An 18,290-nucleotide genomic window follows, 5' to 3' on the forward strand; every position below is an offset into this window, starting at 1 on the left:
GTGTAGGCGCAGCGAAAGCGAGTCTTAATAGGGCGCATGAGTTAGATGGATCAGACCCGAAACCGAGTGATCTAGGCATGACCAGGATGAAGGTAAGGTAACACTTACTGGAGGTCCGAACCCACACCTGTTGAAAAAGGTCGGGATGAGTTGTGCCTAGGGGTGAAAGGCCAATCAAACTCGGAGATAGCTGGTTCTCTGCGAAATCTATTTAGGTAGAGCGTCATCCGAATACCCTCGGGGGTAGAGCACTGGATGGGTAATGGGGCCCCACAGGCTTACTGATCCTAACCAAACTCCGAATACCGAGAAGTACTAGATGGCAGACACACTGCGGATGCTAACGTCCGTAGTGGAGAGGGAAACAACCCTGACCTCCGGCTAAGGCCCCCAATTCATGGCTAAGTGGGAAAGCAGGTGAGACGTCCAAAACAACCAGGAGGTTGGCTTAGAAGCAGCCATCCTTTAAAGATAGCGTAACAGCTCACTGGTCTAAATAAGATGTCTTGCGGCGAAGATGTAACGGGGCTCAAGCCATGAGCCGAAGCCGAGGAGTGCATAGCACTGGTAGCAGAGCGTAGTGTGACATAGTTCCATTCCTCCTTAGCATCCTTCGGGGTGCATTGGAGGAGAGGAGCTTTCGATGAAGCGGGCGCGTGAGCGATCCCGTGGAGAGATCACTAGTGAGAATGATGACATGAGTAGCGACAAAGAGTGTGAGAGACACTCTCGCCGAAAGTCCAAGGGTTCCTGCTTAAAGCTAATCTGAGCAGGGTAAGCCGACCCCTAAGGCGAGGCCGAAAGGCGTAGTCGATGGGAACCAGGTTAATATTCCTGGGCCAGATGGAAGTGACGGATTGTGAAGGTTGTTCACCCTTATTGGATTGGGTGGGCCGCTAATCAGTCCCTGGAAATAGCTCCATCATGAGATCGTACCCTAAACCGACACAGGTGGACTGGTAGAGCATACCAAGGCGCTTGAGAGAACGATGTTGAAGGAACTCGGCAAAATACCTCCGTAAGTTCGCGAGAAGGAGGCCCAGTTTCTACGCAAGTATTGGCTGGGGGCACAAACCAGGGGGTGGCGACTGTTTACTAAAAACACAGGGCTCTGCGAAGTCGCAAGACGACGTATAGGGTCTGACGCCTGCCCGGTGCCTGAAGGTTAAAAGGAGGGGTGAGAGCTCCGAATTGAAGCCCAGGTAAACGGCGGCCGTAACTATAACGGTCCTAAGGTAGCGAAATTCCTTGTCGGGTAAGTTCCGACCTGCACGAATGGCGTAACGACTTCCCCGCTGTCTCCAACATCGACTCAGCGAAATTGAATTGCCTGTCAAGATGCAGGCTTCCCGCGGTTAGACGGAAAGACCCCGTGCACCTTTACTACAGCTTCGCACTGGCTTCAGGCACAACATGTGCAGGATAGGTGGTAGGCTTTGAACCAGAGACGCCAGTTTCTGGGGAGCCATCCTTGAGATACCACTCTTGTTCTGCTTGAAGTCTAACCGCGGTCCGTTATCCGGATCCGGGACCCTGCGTGGTGGGTAGTTTGACTGGGGCGGTCGCCTCCTAAAGCGTAACGGAGGCGCGCGAAGGTTGGCTCAGAGCGGTCGGAAATCGCTCGTTGAGTGCAATGGCAGAAGCCAGCCTGACTGCGAGACTGACAAGTCGAGCAGAGTCGAAAGACGGCCATAGTGATCCGGTGGTCCCAAGTGGGAGGGCCATCGCTCAACGGATAAAAGGTACGCCGGGGATAACAGGCTGATACTGCCCAAGAGTCCATATCGACGGCAGTGTTTGGCACCTCGATGTCGGCTCATCTCATCCTGGGGCTGGAGCAGGTCCCAAGGGTACGGCTGTTCGCCGTTTAAAGAGGTACGTGAGCTGGGTTTAGAACGTCGTGAGACAGTTCGGTCCCTATCTGCCGTGGGTGTAGGATACTTGAGAGGAGTTGCCCCTAGTACGAGAGGACCGGGGTGAACGATCCACTGGTGGACCTGTTGTTGCGCCAGCAGCAGTGCAGGGTAGCTATGATCGGACAGGATAACCGCTGAAGGCATCTAAGCGGGAAGCCCCCCTCAAAACAAGGTATCCCTGAGGACCGTGGTAGACCACCACGTCGATAGGCCGGAGATGTAAGTGCAGCAATGCATTCAGTTGACCGGTACTAATTGTCCGATAGGCTTGATTTGATCCAGTAATAGCAAGACTATTACAGAACAAAATCAAAAGCATACACACAATGCGTACTTGACTTGGTACTCAGGAACTTTCCTCGGTTTGGTGGTCATAGCACAAGCGAAACACCCGGTCCCATCCCGAACCCGGCCGTTAAGCGCTGTCGCGCCGATGGTACTGCGACTTAAGTCGTGGGAGAGTAGGTCACCGCCAAACCTAGAAAAGTTCCTCAAGTATCTCTCAATACAAACAAAATCGAACAAACACCCCTGTCGCGGGATGGAGCAGCCCGGTAGCTCGTCAGGCTCATAACCTGAAGGTCGTAGGTTCAAATCCTACTCCCGCAACCAAAAAACACCGAAAAAGCCCCGCAAAACGCGGGGCTTTCGGTGTTTGAGGGGGTATTCCTTCCATTGGATCGCGCGCGTGCCTCCTCGATGACCTGATTTCAGGCCGTTAACTCCCCTGTTGGGGGTGTTTTGCAGGTGTGGGGTCGGCTGTGGCGGCGCAGGCGGAAGCGGATTGACTGGTTGAAAGACCTGCGCATAGGCTGGAGAGGGTCATGCGGTAGGGGAATTTCTGATGAAGCTCGGTCGATTTTTCGCAAGTGTTTTGGCGCTGTTCACCATGGTGGGGAGTAGCCAGGCGCAATCGCTGTCGGCGGCAGAGATTGCCGCGATGGTGGATGAGCGCATGGGCAGCGTCGACGAATATGCTGAATTGCTCAACGATCCGGACCCGGATCGGTCGCTGGCGGCGATGCAGATCATGATCGGGTTGGACGATGCGCAGATCAGGCGCATGGCGTTGCAGCATGGGCTGACCAGCACCAGCCCGGGGGTCCGTAAGGCGGCGCTGAAAGCCTATCTGGACACCGGGCCGATCCTGAATATTTACATCGATGGCTCGTCCTTGGATCGGGAGAACCTGACCTCGGCGATCAACCAGCAAAGCGGCACGGTGGATACGTCTGGGACGGCGTTTTTATCCTATAAGGTCGGTGGGTTTGATGCGGAAAACGGCTGTTACGATTTCCACGTGAATGCGAGCTATTGCCTGCTCACCTTGAGCGAAAGCAATGTGTCGATGAACCTGTGGAGCCGGTGGACCTCGATGACGTTGAATGCCGAGGGCAATCTTGTCGGCATGCTTCAGGTGGCCAATATCAGGCCGTCGGTGCCGGTGACGGTCCCTGTCAAACCGTGAGGCGGGGCGATCCGGGTCAATAGACTTCGACGCTGTCGATCTGCACCGGCCCGGAGCCCTGAACGCTGTCGATGGTCACGATCACCCGGCGGGCGAAGCGTTCGGATTTCTTGCCGCTGTCGAAACTGCCGGTCGGGGTCATTTCACCGCGGTCGAACCGCTGTGGGTTTCCGCCTGCCGCCGAAGGGTCGATCATCACGCGGATGGCCAGCGGTTTGGCGGCGTCGGCCTGCGACCGGATGCGCACGCGGCTCACGCCGACCGCCTCGCCATCGCCCACGCCAAAGACCAAGGTGGTGCGGCCGGTAAACTCAAAGCGATAGGGGCCGCTGCGGGTCGCGAGGTTTTCGGGGCTGGCATCCGGGGTGAGGGCCTGCGTCTGATAGTCGAGAAGGCGCAATTCATGCTGGCCTTCTTCGGGCTGAGCCACGGTCTCAGTAGTGGCGCTTGTCACGGCGCGGGCGCGACCGGCCAGCCAGCGGCGCGTTGCAAATCCCAGCTCTTCAATCCGGATGAAACTCATGCGCTGGCTGCCGTCCGGGCTCTGGATCGCCATGCCGACGGGCAGCTCGTCGGCAAAGAGAAAGGCGCCGGACAGCCCTTGGAAGGCGCGGTCGTCGGGGTCTTCGAATTCGGCAACAAAGGTCTTGTGGTCGAGCGTGTCGACGATCCGCATCGGCCGCTGGGTGACGCCGCCGCCGGGCTCGACAAAGCGCAGATCGCCGCGCAGGACAGCGCCGGCGGTCTTGCGGGTCTGCATGATCATGCCGAGCTCTGCGGTGCAGGCGGTGCGTCCCGCGGCCTGGCCCACAACGCCGATGGCGAAATCCATCCCCTCCCAGAAATCGGGATAGGCCTCGCCGCTGCCATAGACGGAAGGCGCGGGCGAGGTCTCGACCTCGATCTGGCCAAAGGCGTCGAGCAAATGGCTTGGCATGAGAACCCAACAGATGCCATTATCCTTAACCATAAACCCTTGGCCGTCGGAGGCTGCGTCGATTCTGACGGCCTGGGCCCAAGCACTGGTCGTGATGACGAAGGCAGCGAGGGGGACGAAGATGAATTTGATCATGAAACCCTTGGCTTTGGCGCTGAGCGTGAGCGTCTTATTGTCACCTAGTTTCCCGGGCCAAGCAACTGCGGAGCAGGCCGAGCTGCTGTCGGAAGTCTTTCAGGAAAATCTACGCCCGGCGGCGAATACCGGCGGGGCGCGGGTCATGGGGCTGCAGGTGATCGGCAGTGATGCGGCGGCGGAGCTGCACGCCATTGTCCCGAGCGACTGGGCCGGCAAAGAGTTCTGCGTCCGCACCAGCAGCTCTGACGGGCTCTATGACAGCGAGAACACCTACCGCGCGCCGCAGAATACGTCGCAGCCGGTGACCGTGCCGCATGTGATGATGACCCGTTTCCCCGATAAGCTCGCCCAGACCGCGCCGGAAGGGTTTGGCATCCGCATTCTGCAAGCGCCCTGTGACGAGGTGACCGAGGAGACGGCGGCGGGGCTGGCGCTCTGGCGGGCGTCGGGCCGGGCGGAGAGCTTTACGCTGCTGGTGAACAGCTTTGACGCGGATCGGCTTGTCGCCATTCCGGGAGCCGGCGCGCCGGTGGAATGCACGGAAATCAGCGCCGACATCACCGTGGCTTTTGATCGGATCTGTGTCGTGCCTAGACCGCCCGAGACGGGCCGGATGAAGATCCGGCTTGTCCCGGTGAAGGACGGGCGGCGCGGGCGGCCCGAAACTCTGTTTGTCGAGCTGCCATGACGGCGTCTGGCAGCTACAGACCGTTGATCGCGGCGCTTCGGCGCAATTTCAGAAAGATGGTCGGGGGCAGTGCCACGGCGCGGAGCATGATCGCCTTTCTCGTTCTGGCGACGGTGCTCATTCTGGTGTCGCCCAGTCGCACGATCCAATTGCAGGCGCGCACCCTTTCGGCGCAGGTCGAACTGACGTCAGAGCCGCTGGCTTGGGATCTGACCGGGGCGACGGTCTGTGTTCCGTCGGCGGATGTCGAGGCGGCGGCGACACCGCCCTGCGGCGATGGCGAGACCTTTGCGGACACAATCGATGGGCCGGTCGTCTGGCCGCGCGATCAGCGGCTGGTTCTGAACTGGACCCCGGAGAGGATGAGCATTCGGCTTTTGACCGAGGCCGAGAGCTGGCCTGCGGGGACAACCCTCCGGGTGAGCTGGGCGGATGCGGCGCGCAACGGGGCGCTCGCCTTTTCCGGCTATCTCTTGCTCGGGCAGGAGATGAGCGCGGGCGCGACGGGCTATGTGCTCGACGGGTCTTATGCGATTTATGAGCAAGGGCTGGTCAGCGGCTGGATCGGATGGTCGCCGGAAATCACCCGCGATGGCGAGATCCGGCGCGGCGATCAGCTTCAAATCATTTGCAGCCCGTTGTTTTTCCAGACCTGCGAGGGGGCGCGGATCGACGGGCGTTCAGATCAGTATCGCAACACGGTGATGGCCTCGATCTCGGTCGATCATGACGAGATGGCGGGGCTGCATGTGGTGGCCACGGGGGCGGAGGCCAACAGCCGGTTGGAGCTGGCCTATGCCGGGCGGGACAGGGTGTTGTTGATCAAGCCGTCCTGGGTCGAGCGGGCCGCGGCGAGTTCAAGCCTGCTGGCGCTGTCGCTGCTGTTTTCGCTGCTTGCGCCGCTGTTGCTGCCCTTGCTGGAACGGGCAACGCGCAAAGGGTGAGGCTTTGTTGGCAAGCCTGAGGCCGAAAGAGCCCCGCAGTCGCGGGGCTTTTGGCGTTCTGGGGGAGGCGGCGTGCCAGCCGGAACGTACCAGCCTCAGAGATCCTTGCAGAGGCGCAGGGCGTCATAGAGCGCCGCATGGATGTTGCGACCCGCGATGGCGTCGCCGAGGCGGGCGAGCAGGTAGCTGCCCCCGTCCTGTAGCGGGATGAGCGGCGCGCGGCCCTCGAGCAGCGCATCCTGATCCACTTGGCCCAAGTTGCGCGCCTGAGGTTTGAGATCATGGTAAAGCGCGTCCATCGGGACGGTGCCCTGTTCGATCACCACATGATCGACGAGCCGCGTGCTGGTGTCCCCGGTCAGCACATGGCGCAGGGTGACCTCCTTGCGATTGCCCTGCTGGCGGATGGCGGCGATGTCTTGCAAACAGTGAAATGTCACGCCTTGTCGCGCCAGATCGCGCAGGGCGACGGCCGAATTGGTGGGGCCGAGATCCTGCGCGGTGGCGCGGTCGGGGGTGACATGGGTCACGGTGCAGCCTTTGCGGGCGAGCACATCGGCGCAGGTGAGCGCGGGGTGATCGCCTAGCTCGTCAAAGAGCAGGACCTCGCCGCTGAGCCGCGCCTCGCCGGAGAGGACATCCCAGCTCGAGACGCTGAGCTCGGCACCGTCGAAATGCGGCGTGTCGGGCCAGCCGCCAGTGGCGAGGAGCACCACATCCGGGGTCTCGGCGAGGATGTCCTCGGCTTCGGCATAGTGGTTTAACCGCAGCGCGACGCCGAGATGGGTCACCTCCTCGATGAGCCAATCGGCGACGCCCCAGATCTGACGGCGGGTCATGCCGCTGCTGGCGAGCTTGAGCTGGCCGCCGAGACGGTCGCTCGCCTCAAAGAGCACCACGTGATGGCCGCGCAGGGCGCAGATACGCGCGGCCTCGAGCCCTCCGGGGCCGCCGCCGACCACCACGATCTTGCGGGGCTCGGACGCGGGGGCGATCACATGCGGCATCAAGGCTTCGCGCCCGGTGGCGGGGTTATGGCCGCAGACGGCGGCTTTGCCCTGGTTCACACGGTCGACGCAATAGCCCAAGCCCACACAGGGGCGGATGCGGGTCTCGTCGCCGCGGGCGAGTTTCGCGACCAGATAGGGATCGGCCATATGGGCGCGGGTCATGCCGATGAGATCGACATGGCCTTCGGCGATTGCATGGCGAGCGGTGGCGATGTCGGCGATGCCACCGGCGTGGAAAATGGGCAGATCGACGGCGCGGCGGATGCGGCTGGCGACGCTCAGATTGGCGGCGGCGGGCAGGCCCATGGGCGGCACCCAGCCCGCGAGGCCGAGATCGTCATAGGGGGCGCCGGCGAGGATGTTGAGGAAATCCACCGCGCCGGTGGCCGAGATTTCCTGGGCGATGGTCACGCAATCGTCAGCCGTCAGCCCGCCTGCGGTGAGCTCATCGCCGGTCACACGCATGCCGAGGATCATATCCGGGCCCACGGCCTCGCGCACCGCCTCGATCACCTGCAGCGTCAGACGCAGGCGGTTCTCCAATGAGCCGCCGTAGTCATCGTCGCGCTGGTTCACCAGGGGCGACAGGAATTGCCCCAGAAGATGCGAGTGCGACAGCAGCTCGATCCCGTCGAACCCGCCTTGCTGACAGCGTCTGGCGGCCGCGGCGAACTGGGCGATGATGCGGCGGATGTCTTCGGCTTCCATGGCCTTGGGGATGGCGCGATGGGCGCGTTCGCGTGTCACCGAAGGCCCGGCGACCGGGAGCCAGTGGCCACCGTCCCAGGCGGTGCGACGGCCCATATGGGTGATCTGGCACATCACCGCCGCGCCATGGGCACGCACGCCATCGGTGAGCTTTTGAAACCACGGAATGATGCTGTCGTCGCCGGCATAGAGCTGTCCAAAGACCGAGGGGCTGTCGGGGGCGATATTGGTCGAGCCGCCGATGATGGTGAGGCCGAGGCCGCCCTTGGCCTTTTCCTCGTGGTAGAGGCGGTAGCGGTCGCGCGGGTGGCCGCCTTCTTCGTAAGACGGCGCGTGGGCGGTGCTCATGATCCGGTTGCGCAGGGTCAGGTGGCGCAGTTGGAAGGGCGTCAGCAGCGGATCGGGTTTCATGCGCGGTCTCTTGGCCAGTCTTTGGTCAGTCTCTGGGTCAGTGTCTTGGTCGGTGTCTTGGTCGGTGCGGGATCACTCTGTCCGAGAAATTGCCCGATGTCTCGCCGAACACTCTTCAGACCTGGCCCATGAGATCGGCAAACGGGGGGTCGCACCTCTGTGGCCGCGACATCCCGAGACGGTTTCGCGACGCGCTACGTGGCGCGCGTCGCGGTCTGGTCCTGTCAAACCTCCGCCATGGCATGCCCGGCGCAGGACCCGCGATGGGGTTGGATCAGGCGCCCTTGGCGCGCGGGTTGATCGGCAGCTGTTTGGCGATGCCCAAGGCCTCTTCGAACCGGCGAGCGGCGCGGAGCAAGGCCGCCTCGCCGCGCGGTTTGCCGACGATCTGCACGCCGACCGGCAGGCCGGAGGCGGTAAATCCGCAGGGCACGCTGATGGTGGGGCAGGCGGTCATGGTCAGAGCGAAGGTGATGGAGAACCAATCGATATAGGTCTCGCAGGGCTTGCCGTCGATTTCCTTGACATAGCGCTGTTCGACCGGGAAGGGCGCGATGGAGGCCGCCGGGCAAATCAAGAGATCATGGGTGTCGAAGAAGGCGACCATCTTTTTGTAGAGCTCGGCGCGCACCCGCTCGGCCTCGAAAATCTGCGAGGGGGTGATGTTCAGGCCGCGTTCGATATTGCCGATGATTTCCGGCGCGATCCGGTCGCGGTGCTGGGCGAGGATCGGCTCCATCAGCGCGGCGAAGAGCACCGCGCGATGGGTCTGAAACGCCTCGAGAACCCCGGTGAAATCGGGGATGTCATCGGTGACATCGGCGCCAAGATCGCCAAAGGTCGTGGCCGCGCCGCCGCAGATTTCGGCGATTTCCTTTTCCATGGAGACGATGGAGAGGTCGGGGCTGAAGGCCACGCGCTCGGGCATGCCGGTCTCGGTGAGGGCCGCGACAAAGGAGGTGCCGGTCTGGTCGAAAGAGAGCGGGTCGTCGGCCTGATGGCCGATCCCGGCATCGAGCATCAGAGCGAGGTCATCGACATTGCGCGCCATCGGACCTTCGACCCAGAGCGTGTCCATCGGGGGCAGGCGCGCGCCGCGCGGCACGCGGCCCGGGCCCGGGCGCAGGCCGACGATGCCGTTGAAGGCCGCGGGAGTGCGCAGGCTGCCGCCGAGGTCATTGCCAGTGGCGAGCCAGACTGAGCCGCTGGTCAGGGCCGCCGCCGAGCCGCCGGAAGATCCGCCGACGCTCATCCGCAGGTCCCACGGGTTGCGCGAGGCGCCAAAGACCGGGTTGAACGTGTTGCCGCCCGCCCATTCGGGCACGTTGGATTTGGCCACGGTGATGGCGCCGTTTTCCTCGAGCTGCCGGACCGTGGCATCGGATTTTTCGGCGACATTGTCGGCGAATATCGGCGAGCCATAGGTGGTCACGGCACCACGGACATCATTGTAATCCTTGACGGCAATGGGCAGGCCATGCAGCGATTTGGGATTGTCCTTATGGGCGTCGGCATCAAAGTTGCGCGCCTCTTCGCGGGCTTGGTCAAAGCAATGGATCGGCAGCGCGTTGACCTCGGTGTCAACGGTTTCGATCCGCTCGATCGAGGCTTCGACCAGCTCCAGCGGGCTCAGCTCGCGACGGCGCAACCGCGCGACAGCTTCGGTCGCGGTCATACGGCAAAGTTCATTCATGTTATCTGTCACGGGGGCACTCCTATGGGTTTGAGGTGTCAGATGGGACGGCGTGGGGGTCACGCAGCCCCGTGTTTGGGCCCGTGTTTGGGCCTGTGTTTAGGCCTGTGTGAGAGGGGCAGGGCGATGGGGGAGGAGGCCGCCGCGCGCTGCGGGCCGCATCGGGGGAGATGTCATTCGGTCGGGTCATAGGTTTCCCCACGGCGCTATTGGCAACAGAATCTTTCATGGCAGTAAAACATATTTCACTAACCTTGTATACAATAACGTTGCCATTGAATACATTTGGGCGATTGTTGCATGTGGACATGCTATTAGAGGCGCGTTTTCTGTGGTGGGGCAGGTCGTTGAAACAGGCGTTCTCGGTGCCCGGCCGCAGAACAATGCCCGCCATCAGGGCGCGTGTGCGGAGGCAGCGTGCCGCGCAGTCAGCCCTCGGTCTGCGCCGCGAGGGGGATCGGGGCCGGTCGGGTGAGGCGCGACAGGGTCTTGATGCATTTATGGGTCAGCTTCTTTTCGCGGCCGTTGGGCGAGGCCACGGCATAGAGCGTGGCGCCGCTTTTGACCCAATGCGCGCTGAGCGGGACCAATTGCCCAGTGCGCAGGTAGCCATCCGCAAAGCCGCGCCAGGCGAGCACGGTGCCTTCGCCCCGTGTCGCGGCCTCGAGCGCGTAGACGTAATTGTCGAACTGCTGTTCGGGCGCGTCGGGCAGGGCGAGGGAGCGGGCGTCGAACCAGTCCTGCCAGGTGGCCCAGCCGGAATTGGCCTTGGTCAGGCAGAGCCGGGGCAGGTGTTGCCAGCGGCTGAGGTCATCATGGTCGGCGAGCCCGTGTTCGGCGACGAAATCCGGCGCGGCGGCGGGCAGGATTTCCTCGACCGCGATCTGCGCGGCGAGCCCGGCGGGGCGGCGGCGGCTATAGTGAAAGACAATGTCGGCCCCGGCGTCGATCATCGCGGGAATGGCCGGATATTCGCAGGTCACCACCCGGATATGGGCCTGTGGCCCGAGCGCTTTGCGCAGCTCGCCATAGCGCGGCATCAATATCAAATGTGATACTTCATGGGTGCAGGCGATGACCAGCTCGTTGCGATTGGCCGAAACGGTTTCCCCGGCGCGGCGCAGGCGGGCCAGGACCTGTGCGACCTCATCGGCATAGACGGCCCCGGCGGCGGTGAGCGAAATACCTCTGCCACTGCGCCCCAGAAGCGCCACGCCGAGATCGGCCTCCAGCCGCCGGATATGGCGGCTAACGGCGGCTTGGGAGGTGTTCAGCTCTTCGGCGGCGCGGGTGACATTGCCCAGCTGCGCCACCCGTTCAAAGGCTGCGAGCGCGCTGATGGAGGGGAGGTTTCGGCCAGATTTATCCATATCAGAATTGATATGAAAATCCGCGCAAAAGGCAATGGAGTTTTTGCCGTGCCGCCCTGACAAATGAGCCAGAAATGGCAAATGCGTCGGGGGCAAGAATGTTGAGACATGTGAGGGACGACCTCTACCAGATTGGCGAGAGCGTGGCGGGCCGCGATGGCTGGCACGAGGCGGTGAGGGTCTATGTGCTGCTGAATGACGGCTGCCCGCTGCTGTTCGATTCCGGGTCGCATATCCATCGTGGGGCGATCATGGGGGAGCTCAAGGCGCTGCTCGGGGATGTCGCGCCGGGCTATGTCTTTCTCACCCATACCGAGCTGCCCCATACCGGCAATATCCAAGCCATTCTCGAGGCCTGGCCCAAGACCAAGCTCGTCGCGTCGAGCGCGATCCTGCCGCATGTCGAACTGCCCTGGTGGGTGCGCGAAGAGCAGGTGCTCTATGGCTATGCCGGCACCGACGAGATCTATGGCGGGCGGCATATCTCCTTTCTCGACGGAATCCTGAAGGATCAGCCGGGCACCCATTGGATGTATGACGCCCAAAGCGGCACGCTCTTTACCGCCGATGCCTTTGGCTATCTCTATCCCGGTGAGGCCGATCTCAAATTCGATGACGAGTTGCGGGTCGAGGTGGAATGGCTGCGGCGCTACCACGAGAGCGCCTTTCGCTTTTTGCCGCAGGTGAGCGGGGCCAAGCTTCTCGCCGAGATCGATCAGGTCTTCGACAAACGCGATGTGCGGGTCATCGCCCCCACCCATGGCAATGCGATGCGGCAGGACATCGACCGCTGCCGCGACCGTTTCAGCCAAGCCATCAAGGAGACCTGCCAATGAGCACGAAAGTCTATGGAAGCGGTGCCGACCGCGTGGGCGTGCGTCAGATCACGCCGAATATCTACTGGATCTGCCATTGTGCCGGGGCCGAGGCGGCGCGGCTCAACCGGGGCTTTGCCAGCGATTTCGCGCGGGTGAACCCCAAGTTCGATCCCGAGGCCAATGACATCATCTACAGCTCGTATCTGTTCCTCGATGACAAGACATTTCTGATCGACACGCTCGGCCCGGCGCAGCACAAGACGGTGATTGAGGCCTTGGCCGATCTCCTGGGTGACCGGCGGCTCGATTACCTCTGGATCAGCCATACCGAGCTGCCCCATGCGGCAAATACCGCCGCCATCCGCCGCGCCTACCCGGAGGTCGAGGTGCTCACCGTGGGCGGGCATGACCATTACGAGGTGCATGGGCTGGGCGATGCCAAACAGCTCGACTACGGCGACCGGGTCGAGCTCGGCCAGCATAGTATCGAGATCATCGAACCGCTCTTTGTCGATCACGCGCTGACGCAATGGATCTATGAGCATAACACCGGGTTTCTGTGCCCGGTGGACTGGGCGCTCAATGCCCATAACGAGCATCAGTGCTTTCGCTTCATGGATGAGATGGAAGAGGTCGGCTATTCGGCCGAGCGGTTCGGGCATGACGTCTCGATCACCAATTGCGTGGTCTTTGCCTGGCTGCGCTGGGCCGATCCCGATCAGGTCGTGGCCGCCATCGACCGGTTCTACGCCAAATATGACATCCGGATTTTCGCGCCGAGCCACACCAATGTGATCCGCGAGAACCTGCCCCAATATCTCGGCGCGTTGCGCGAAGCGATGCGTGTGGCCGTCACCCGCGATTATGGGATCGTCCACTGAGCCCAGGTGTCGCCCCCGGGCGGCGCCTCCCCAAAGAAACCGCGCCGCAAGGGGCGGAAAACACACCACCAGGGAGTAAGACATGACCAAGATCAATCTAGCGACTTTGAGTGTAATTGGTTTTCTCGGTTCGGCCTCGATCGCGCAGGCCGAGTGTGGCGAGGTTTCGATCACCGAGATGAACTGGGCCTCGGCCTCGGTCGTCACCACCGTGGCGACCTTTCTCATGGAGCAGGGCTATGGCTGCGCGGTGACAGTTGTGCCCTCGTCGACCGTGCCGGCTGTCACCTCGGTCTCCGAGACCGGAGAGCCCGACATCCTGACTGAGCTTTGGCTTTCGAGCCTGCCGAACTATGCCAAGCTCGAGGCGCAAGGCACTGTGCGCACATTGACAGAGGTGCTCTCGGACGGTGGCCAAGAGGGCTGGTGGGTGCCGCAGTACCTGGCCGAGGCGCATCCCGAAGTGACCACCATCGAGGGCATTCTCGCCAATCCCGATCTCGTGGGCGGGCGGTTTCACCGGTCTCCCGATGGCTGGGCGGCGGCGATTGTCGACAGCTCGCTCGCCAAGGCCTGGGATCTCGAGGGCAACGGGATCGAGGTCTTTGCCCATGGCTCGGGCGAGACGCTCGCCACCTCCATCGCCGCCGCCTATGCGGATAAGGAACCCTGGTTCGGCTATTACTGGGCGCCGACCTCGGTGCTGGGCAAGTTTCCCATGGTGATGGTCGATCTGGGCGAATTTGACGCCGATATCCACGCCTGCAACTCCAAGGCCGATTGCGCCACTGTCGGCAAATCGCCCTATCCGCGGGCGCGGGTGATCACCGCGGTGACGCCCGGCTTTGCCGAGGAAAACCCCGAGATCGTCGAGATGCTGAGCAATCTGAGTTTCACCAATGATCAGATGGGCGCCATCCTCGCCTGGCAGGAAGAAAACGGCGCCTCGAGCGAAGAGGCGGCCGTCTGGTTCCTGTCCAACAATTCCGACATCTGGGCGGGCTGGGTGAATGACGCGGCACGCGAAAACCTCGCGGCCCTGATCCCCTGATAGCGGCCTGAGAGGGACCGGCGGGCGCGGGGGCAACCCGTCGCCCGCCGGTGCGCCACAGGTGAACGGCAATAGAAATTGAGGAAATGGCATGGCCTATTACGATGCGATGTTCGACAAGGTCGGGCTGCGCGACTGGTGCGGAGAGACGGGCGGCAGCGGCGGGCCGATGACCATGGCCGAACTGCTGGCCAAGAAGGGCGGCGGCACGACGGCCGATGCGCCTGTCCCGTTTCTGGCGACGCCCTTTCCCTCGCTCGACAATCTGCATGAGGCCTGCCAGAGCATCCCGCGCACCCGCGAGATGACCGCAGGGGTCGAACAGCTCTTTCTCGGCGTCAAGGACAGCCTCAAGCTTGTGCTCGATCCTTTGACCCAACCGCTCAGCTGGGCGCTCGACGGCGCGCTGACCCTGTTTCAGGCGGTGCCGTGGTTCATCATGATCCCACTTCTGCTGCTCGGGACATGGTTGCTCAGCCGTCAGTGGCGCATGGTGCTTCTGGTCGCCATCAGCTTTCTCTTTCTGGGCTTCATCGACCATTACAGCTATTCGGTGCAAACCCTGTCGATCATCTTTGTCTGCACCGCGATCTGTGTCTGTCTCGGCGTGCCGATCGGCATTCTCATGTCCAAGAGCGACCGGTTCCAGAAATGGACGATCCCGGTGCTCGACATGCTGCAGACCCTGCCGACTTTCGTCTATCTGATCCCGCTCATCTTTCTCTTTTCCGTTACGGAATCCAAGCTCTACGGGATTGCCATCATCCTTTACGCCATTGTGCCGGTGATCCGGCTCACCGATCTCGGCATTCGTCTGGTCGACCGCGATGTGATCGAGGCGGCCGATGCCTTTGGCATGACGCGGCGGCAAAAGCTCTTTGGCGTCGAGATCCCGTTGGCGCTGCCCAATATCATGGCCGGGATCAACCAGACGATCATGATGTCGCTGGCGATGGTGGTGATCGCCTCGCTCGTCTCGGCGCCGGGGCTCGGCGTGCTCGTGCTGCGCGGCATCCGCAATCTGGAGCTCGGGGTCGGGCTGGTCTCGGGCTTCTGTATCGTGCTCATCGCGATCATTCTGGACCGGGTCAGCAAGTCTGCCCTGTCTCGCATCAACGAAGCTCAGAAGTGAAGAGGCAGGCATGACACAGGCCCCCAAGGTTTCGATCCGAAACCTCTACAAGATCTTCGGCCCGCGTCCGGCCCATGCGCTGCAACAGGTGCTGGGCGGGGTGGGCAAAACGGACCTGCTCAAATGCCATGGCCATGTGCTCGGCTTGCAGGACATCAATATCGACATGCAACCGGGCGAAATCACGGTGATCATGGGCCTGTCGGGATCGGGAAAATCGACCCTGATCCGCCATCTCAACCGGCTCATCGAACCGAGTTCGGGCGAAGTCTGGGTGAATGGTGAAAACGTGCTCGGCTATGGAGAGCGAAAGCTGCGCAGGCTGCGCCAGACCACCATGTCGATGGTGTTTCAGAAATTCGCCCTGCTGCCCCATCGCACCGTGGCCGAGAACGCCGGAACCGCGCTCACCGTGCGGGGGGCTGCGCGGCCCGAAATCCTCGCGGCGGGGCGCAAGTGGTTGGCGCGGGTCGGGCTCGCGGGCTATGAGGATCACTACCCGCATCAGCTCTCGGGCGGGATGCAGCAGCGCGTCGGCATTGCCCGTGCGCTGGCCTCGGATTCCGAGATCATGCTCATGGATGAGGCGTTTTCGGCGCTCGATCCGCTCATCCGGACGGATATGCAGGATCTGCTGCTCGAGCTGCAGCAGGATTTGAAGAAGACCATCATCTTCATCACCCATGACCTCGACGAGGCGCTGAAACTGGCGGATCATCTGGTGATCCTCAAGGATGGCTATGTCGTCCAGCAGGGCGAGCCGCAGCATATCCTGCTCAACCCGAGCGACCCCTATATCGAGGATTTCGTGAGCGATATTAACCGCGCCCGGGTGCTGCGGGTGCGGTCGATCATGGCGGAGGTGGCAAGCCATGGCGGGCCCTTCGACGGCGATGTGCGCGCCGATGACACTCTTGAGAGCCTGATCAGCCTCTCTGGCGGCGAGACATGCAAAGTGTACCGGGTGATGGAGGGCGATCGCCAGCTGGGCGTGCTCGACATGACAGAGCTGCTGCGCGCGCTGGTGCCGGCACGCACGGGCAAACGGGCGATGGGATAGGGGGGCTGTTGGCGGCGAGAAACCGGGGTTTGTCGCGTCAATTGCTCTTGCAGAGCGCGGTGGGCGGTGGATAGTGGCCGGGAGAACATCGCAGCGGAAAGGGCGGCAGGTGTCGACAGGTCAACCGCAGGTCGTTCTGCGTCATCTCAGGCTCTTGGCCATCTGGTTCGTGGTGATCACCGTGATCATCCTGCTCTATGCGCAGGAGACCGAGCCGATGCCGGTGAGCATCATGGGGCGGCTCTTGATCGCGGCGGGGATCGTGGTCTTTGTGAACCTGCCTTTTGTGCGGGCGATTGGCCGGATCTATCTCAACACCACGCCGGACGAGCCGGACCTCGACGACTGAGCCGCGTCAGCCCGCGCCGAGGGCCCAGAGCTCGCGCAGCATCAGGATCGAGCCCGAAACAAAGGTGAGCCCGATCAGGAAGCGGCGGAAGAGATCGGTCGAAAGCCTGCCGAAGACATGCAGCCCGATCTGTGCCGCGATCATGGTCGAGGGCAGGGCGATAAGGATCATCAGCAGCGTCGTGCGGTCGTAGGCGCCGCGCCATGCCAGAAGCAGCGCGGTGATGCCGAGGATGGCCACGTTAAAGCTTTGCAAGACGGCGCGGGTTTCGGTCTTGGGCCAGGGCTTCATCGAGCACCACATGGTCGGCAGCGCCCCAGAGAGCGAGGCCGCGCCGCCGAGGATGCCGCCGAGAAAGCCCACGGTGGCGTCGGTCTTGCGGGTCTGGTCCGCATAGACGGGCAGCGTTTTGCGAAAGCTGAAATAGCCGCCGTAGAGGATGAGAAACCCGGCGATCACCAGTTTCAACGTCTGGGCGTCGATCATCGCCAGAAGCCCCACGCCGAGCGGCACGCCGAGCACGCCCGGCAAAAGGAAACGCAGCACGCGGGCGGGCTGTTGGTGGATGTCGTGGCGCACGCGCCAGAGGCCTTGCAGCCCGCTGGCGACCGAGAGGATGACCACCACCGCCACGGCCTGCACCGGCGGCATGACATTGAGGAAAAAGCCCAGCGCGAAGAGCGCGGTGCCAAAGCCCGCGAGCCCGTTGATAAACCCGCCGGCGAAAGCCCCGCAGAGCAGCATGGCGATGGTCCAGCCTGTCATGTCTTGTCCTTTTCAACATTGCGCAGCGGATCGAACGAGCCGGTTTCGACGGCTTCGCGCAGTGCCGAGAGCACCTCTTCGATCACGCGTTTCTTGGGGCTGTCGGCGCGCCAGCACAGGCCGAGCGTGCGGGTCGGCCCATCGGGGCCGAGCGACAGGCGTTTGACGGGCAGCACCACCGGGGACGACACACAGCGCCGCGGCGCGATGGAGACGCCGAGATTGGCGAGCACCATGCTCGAAATGGCCTCGAGCCCTTCGAGCTCCATGGTTTCCTTGACGCTGATGCCTTGGCTTTGCAGCCAATGTTCGATGATCTGTCCGACCACGGCGTCGCGGCTGAACCGGATGAAGGGCTCGGTCCGCAGGAGGTGTATGGGATCGTCGGATGGGGTGCCCGGCGCGGCCAGCAGCACCATCTTTTCCTCGGCGATGGCGGCAAACTCCATCCCCGGCGGCAGGACCACGGGGCGGGTGACCACGGAGGCATCGATCGTGCCGCGCTGGGTGGCGGACATCAACTGGCGGGTGAGCGCCGGCTCGACTGCGATATGCAGGCTCGTCCAGCGCAGTTTGAGATTGGACACGGTGAGCGGGATCAACCCGGCGAGCGCGGTGGGCACCGTGCCGAGCAGCAGATCACCGGTGAGCCCGCCATCCTCGGTCACGGAAGGTACGAGATTGTCATAGGCCGCGACCACCTCGCGCGCCTTGGCCACAAAGGCGCGGCCCGTCGGGGTGAGCTCGGGCGGGCGGCGGTTGCGGTCGAAGAGCTGCAGCCCCAGCTCGGCCTCGAGCGCCTTCATCTGCTGGCTGACGGCGGCGTGCGAGATGAACACGGCGTCGGCGGCGGCGCTGAACGTGTCATGTTCGGCCACGGCGATGAGGGTGCGAAGCATTCGGATGGACATGGGGCGGAGGGACTTTGCGGTGAGAGGGCGAGCAACCTAA

The 18,290-nt window shown here is 62.6% G+C and carries 15 protein-coding genes, 1 tRNA gene and 2 rRNA genes; 12 read left to right on the top strand and 6 right to left on the bottom strand.

Annotation, left to right across the window (positions count from 1 at the left end; genetic code table 11):
- From WA237_RS14240 to WA237_RS14255, 4 genes are all read left to right on the top strand, one after another.
- Positions 1–2,192, top strand: a 23S ribosomal RNA gene (locus WA237_RS14240); the annotation flags it as partial.
- An 87-nt stretch (positions 2,193–2,279) separates the two neighbouring features.
- Positions 2,280–2,394 (top strand): 5S ribosomal RNA (gene rrf / locus WA237_RS14245).
- A gap of 57 nt (positions 2,395–2,451) precedes the next feature.
- Positions 2,452–2,528: transfer RNA gene (locus WA237_RS14250), tRNA-Met, on the top strand.
- Between the two features lie 232 nt (positions 2,529–2,760).
- The gene (locus WA237_RS14255; protein ID WP_336098450.1) at positions 2,761–3,384 is read left to right on the top strand and encodes a hypothetical protein; all 624 of its coding nucleotides are present in this window, start codon (positions 2,761–2,763) and stop codon (positions 3,382–3,384) included.
- Between the two features lie 16 nt (positions 3,385–3,400).
- On the opposite strand, the gene WA237_RS14260 is transcribed toward WA237_RS14255, so the two are convergent.
- Entirely contained in the window at positions 3,401–4,321 is a 921-nt protein-coding gene (locus tag WA237_RS14260) for a hypothetical protein (RefSeq protein ID WP_336098452.1), read from the bottom strand.
- A 121-nt stretch (positions 4,322–4,442) separates the two neighbouring features.
- On the opposite strand from WA237_RS14260, the gene WA237_RS14265 reads away from it, so the two are divergent.
- Both WA237_RS14265 and WA237_RS14270 read left to right on the top strand, forming a co-directional pair.
- Complete coding sequence (locus tag WA237_RS14265; RefSeq protein WP_336098454.1) at positions 4,443–5,147, top strand: hypothetical protein; 705 nt, start codon at positions 4,443–4,445, stop codon at positions 5,145–5,147.
- Positions 5,148–5,233: 86 nt separating this feature from the next.
- Entirely contained in the window at positions 5,234–6,091 is an 858-nt protein-coding gene (locus WA237_RS14270; RefSeq protein ID WP_336098456.1) for a hypothetical protein, read from the top strand.
- Between the two features lie 95 nt (positions 6,092–6,186).
- Here the strand turns inward: WA237_RS14270 and WA237_RS14275 are convergent, their stop codons facing one another.
- From WA237_RS14275 to WA237_RS14285, 3 genes are all read right to left on the bottom strand, one after another.
- The gene (locus WA237_RS14275; RefSeq protein WP_336098458.1) at positions 6,187–8,220 is read right to left on the bottom strand and encodes an NADH:flavin oxidoreductase; all 2,034 of its coding nucleotides are present in this window, start codon (positions 8,218–8,220) and stop codon (positions 6,187–6,189) included.
- A 274-nt stretch (positions 8,221–8,494) separates the two neighbouring features.
- Positions 8,495–9,895, bottom strand: a complete 1,401-nt coding sequence (locus WA237_RS14280) for an amidase (RefSeq protein ID WP_336098460.1) — start codon at positions 9,893–9,895, stop codon at positions 8,495–8,497.
- A gap of 446 nt (positions 9,896–10,341) precedes the next feature.
- On the bottom strand, positions 10,342–11,283 hold the full coding sequence (locus WA237_RS14285) for a LysR family transcriptional regulator (protein ID WP_336098461.1): 942 nt from the start codon (positions 11,281–11,283) through the stop codon (positions 10,342–10,344).
- Between the two features lie 98 nt (positions 11,284–11,381).
- Between WA237_RS14285 and WA237_RS14290 the strand changes: the two genes are divergently transcribed.
- From WA237_RS14290 to WA237_RS14315, 6 genes are all read left to right on the top strand, one after another.
- Positions 11,382–12,119, top strand: coding sequence for an MBL fold metallo-hydrolase (locus tag WA237_RS14290; protein ID WP_336098463.1), 738 nt, complete (start codon positions 11,382–11,384; stop codon positions 12,117–12,119).
- The gene (locus WA237_RS14295; protein ID WP_336098465.1) at positions 12,116–12,982 is read left to right on the top strand and encodes an MBL fold metallo-hydrolase; all 867 of its coding nucleotides are present in this window, start codon (positions 12,116–12,118) and stop codon (positions 12,980–12,982) included. Before WA237_RS14290 ends, WA237_RS14295 begins: the two co-directional genes overlap by 4 nt.
- 82 nt (positions 12,983–13,064) lie before the next feature.
- Positions 13,065–14,033 carry an ABC transporter substrate-binding protein gene (locus WA237_RS14300; RefSeq protein ID WP_336098466.1) on the top strand — a complete coding sequence of 323 codons (969 nt, stop codon included), beginning with the start codon at positions 13,065–13,067 and terminating at the stop codon, positions 14,031–14,033.
- 91 nt (positions 14,034–14,124) lie between these two features.
- Positions 14,125–15,165: an ABC transporter permease gene (locus WA237_RS14305; RefSeq protein ID WP_336098467.1), complete on the top strand. Its 1,041-nt coding sequence runs from the start codon at positions 14,125–14,127 to the stop codon at positions 15,163–15,165.
- A gap of 10 nt (positions 15,166–15,175) precedes the next feature.
- The gene (locus tag WA237_RS14310; protein ID WP_336098468.1) at positions 15,176–16,225 is read left to right on the top strand and encodes a quaternary amine ABC transporter ATP-binding protein; all 1,050 of its coding nucleotides are present in this window, start codon (positions 15,176–15,178) and stop codon (positions 16,223–16,225) included.
- Between the two features lie 109 nt (positions 16,226–16,334).
- Positions 16,335–16,574: a hypothetical protein gene (locus tag WA237_RS14315; RefSeq protein WP_336098470.1), complete on the top strand. Its 240-nt coding sequence runs from the start codon at positions 16,335–16,337 to the stop codon at positions 16,572–16,574.
- A gap of 6 nt (positions 16,575–16,580) precedes the next feature.
- On the opposite strand, the gene WA237_RS14320 is transcribed toward WA237_RS14315, so the two are convergent.
- Together WA237_RS14320 and WA237_RS14325 are read right to left on the bottom strand one after the other, a co-directional pair.
- Positions 16,581–17,339 (bottom strand): sulfite exporter TauE/SafE family protein, encoded by a 759-nt coding sequence (locus WA237_RS14320; protein ID WP_336098471.1) that lies wholly within the window; start codon positions 17,337–17,339, stop codon positions 16,581–16,583.
- Entirely contained in the window at positions 17,336–18,238 is a 903-nt protein-coding gene (locus WA237_RS14325) for a LysR family transcriptional regulator (RefSeq protein WP_336098472.1), read from the bottom strand. Before WA237_RS14325 ends, WA237_RS14320 begins: the two co-directional genes overlap by 4 nt.
- Positions 18,239–18,290 lie beyond the last annotated feature (52 nt).

Source organism: Roseovarius sp. CH_XMU1461 (genome assembly GCF_037027165.1).
GTDB classification, from domain to species: Bacteria; Pseudomonadota; Alphaproteobacteria; order Rhodobacterales; family Rhodobacteraceae; genus Roseovarius; species Roseovarius nubinhibens.

Coding starts and splice junctions, on each gene's coding strand:
- WA237_RS14255 (WP_336098450.1), top strand. CDS start 2,761: ATGAAGCTCGGTCGATTTTTCGCAAGTGTTTTGGCGCTGTTCACCATG.
- WA237_RS14260 (WP_336098452.1), bottom strand. CDS start 4,321: ATGCCAAGCCATTTGCTCGACGCCTTTGGCCAGATCGAGGTCGAGACC.
- WA237_RS14265 (WP_336098454.1), top strand. CDS start 4,443: ATGAATTTGATCATGAAACCCTTGGCTTTGGCGCTGAGCGTGAGCGTC.
- WA237_RS14270 (WP_336098456.1), top strand. CDS start 5,234: ATGATCGCCTTTCTCGTTCTGGCGACGGTGCTCATTCTGGTGTCGCCC.
- WA237_RS14275 (WP_336098458.1), bottom strand. CDS start 8,220: ATGAAACCCGATCCGCTGCTGACGCCCTTCCAACTGCGCCACCTGACC.
- WA237_RS14280 (WP_336098460.1), bottom strand. CDS start 9,895: ATGACCGCGACCGAAGCTGTCGCGCGGTTGCGCCGTCGCGAGCTGAGC.
- WA237_RS14285 (WP_336098461.1), bottom strand. CDS start 11,283: ATGGATAAATCTGGCCGAAACCTCCCCTCCATCAGCGCGCTCGCAGCC.
- WA237_RS14290 (WP_336098463.1), top strand. CDS start 11,382: ATGTTGAGACATGTGAGGGACGACCTCTACCAGATTGGCGAGAGCGTG.
- WA237_RS14295 (WP_336098465.1), top strand. CDS start 12,116: ATGAGCACGAAAGTCTATGGAAGCGGTGCCGACCGCGTGGGCGTGCGT.
- WA237_RS14300 (WP_336098466.1), top strand. CDS start 13,065: ATGACCAAGATCAATCTAGCGACTTTGAGTGTAATTGGTTTTCTCGGT.
- WA237_RS14305 (WP_336098467.1), top strand. CDS start 14,125: ATGGCCTATTACGATGCGATGTTCGACAAGGTCGGGCTGCGCGACTGG.
- WA237_RS14310 (WP_336098468.1), top strand. CDS start 15,176: ATGACACAGGCCCCCAAGGTTTCGATCCGAAACCTCTACAAGATCTTC.
- WA237_RS14320 (WP_336098471.1), bottom strand. CDS start 17,339: ATGACAGGCTGGACCATCGCCATGCTGCTCTGCGGGGCTTTCGCCGGC.
- WA237_RS14325 (WP_336098472.1), bottom strand. CDS start 18,238: ATGCTTCGCACCCTCATCGCCGTGGCCGAACATGACACGTTCAGCGCC.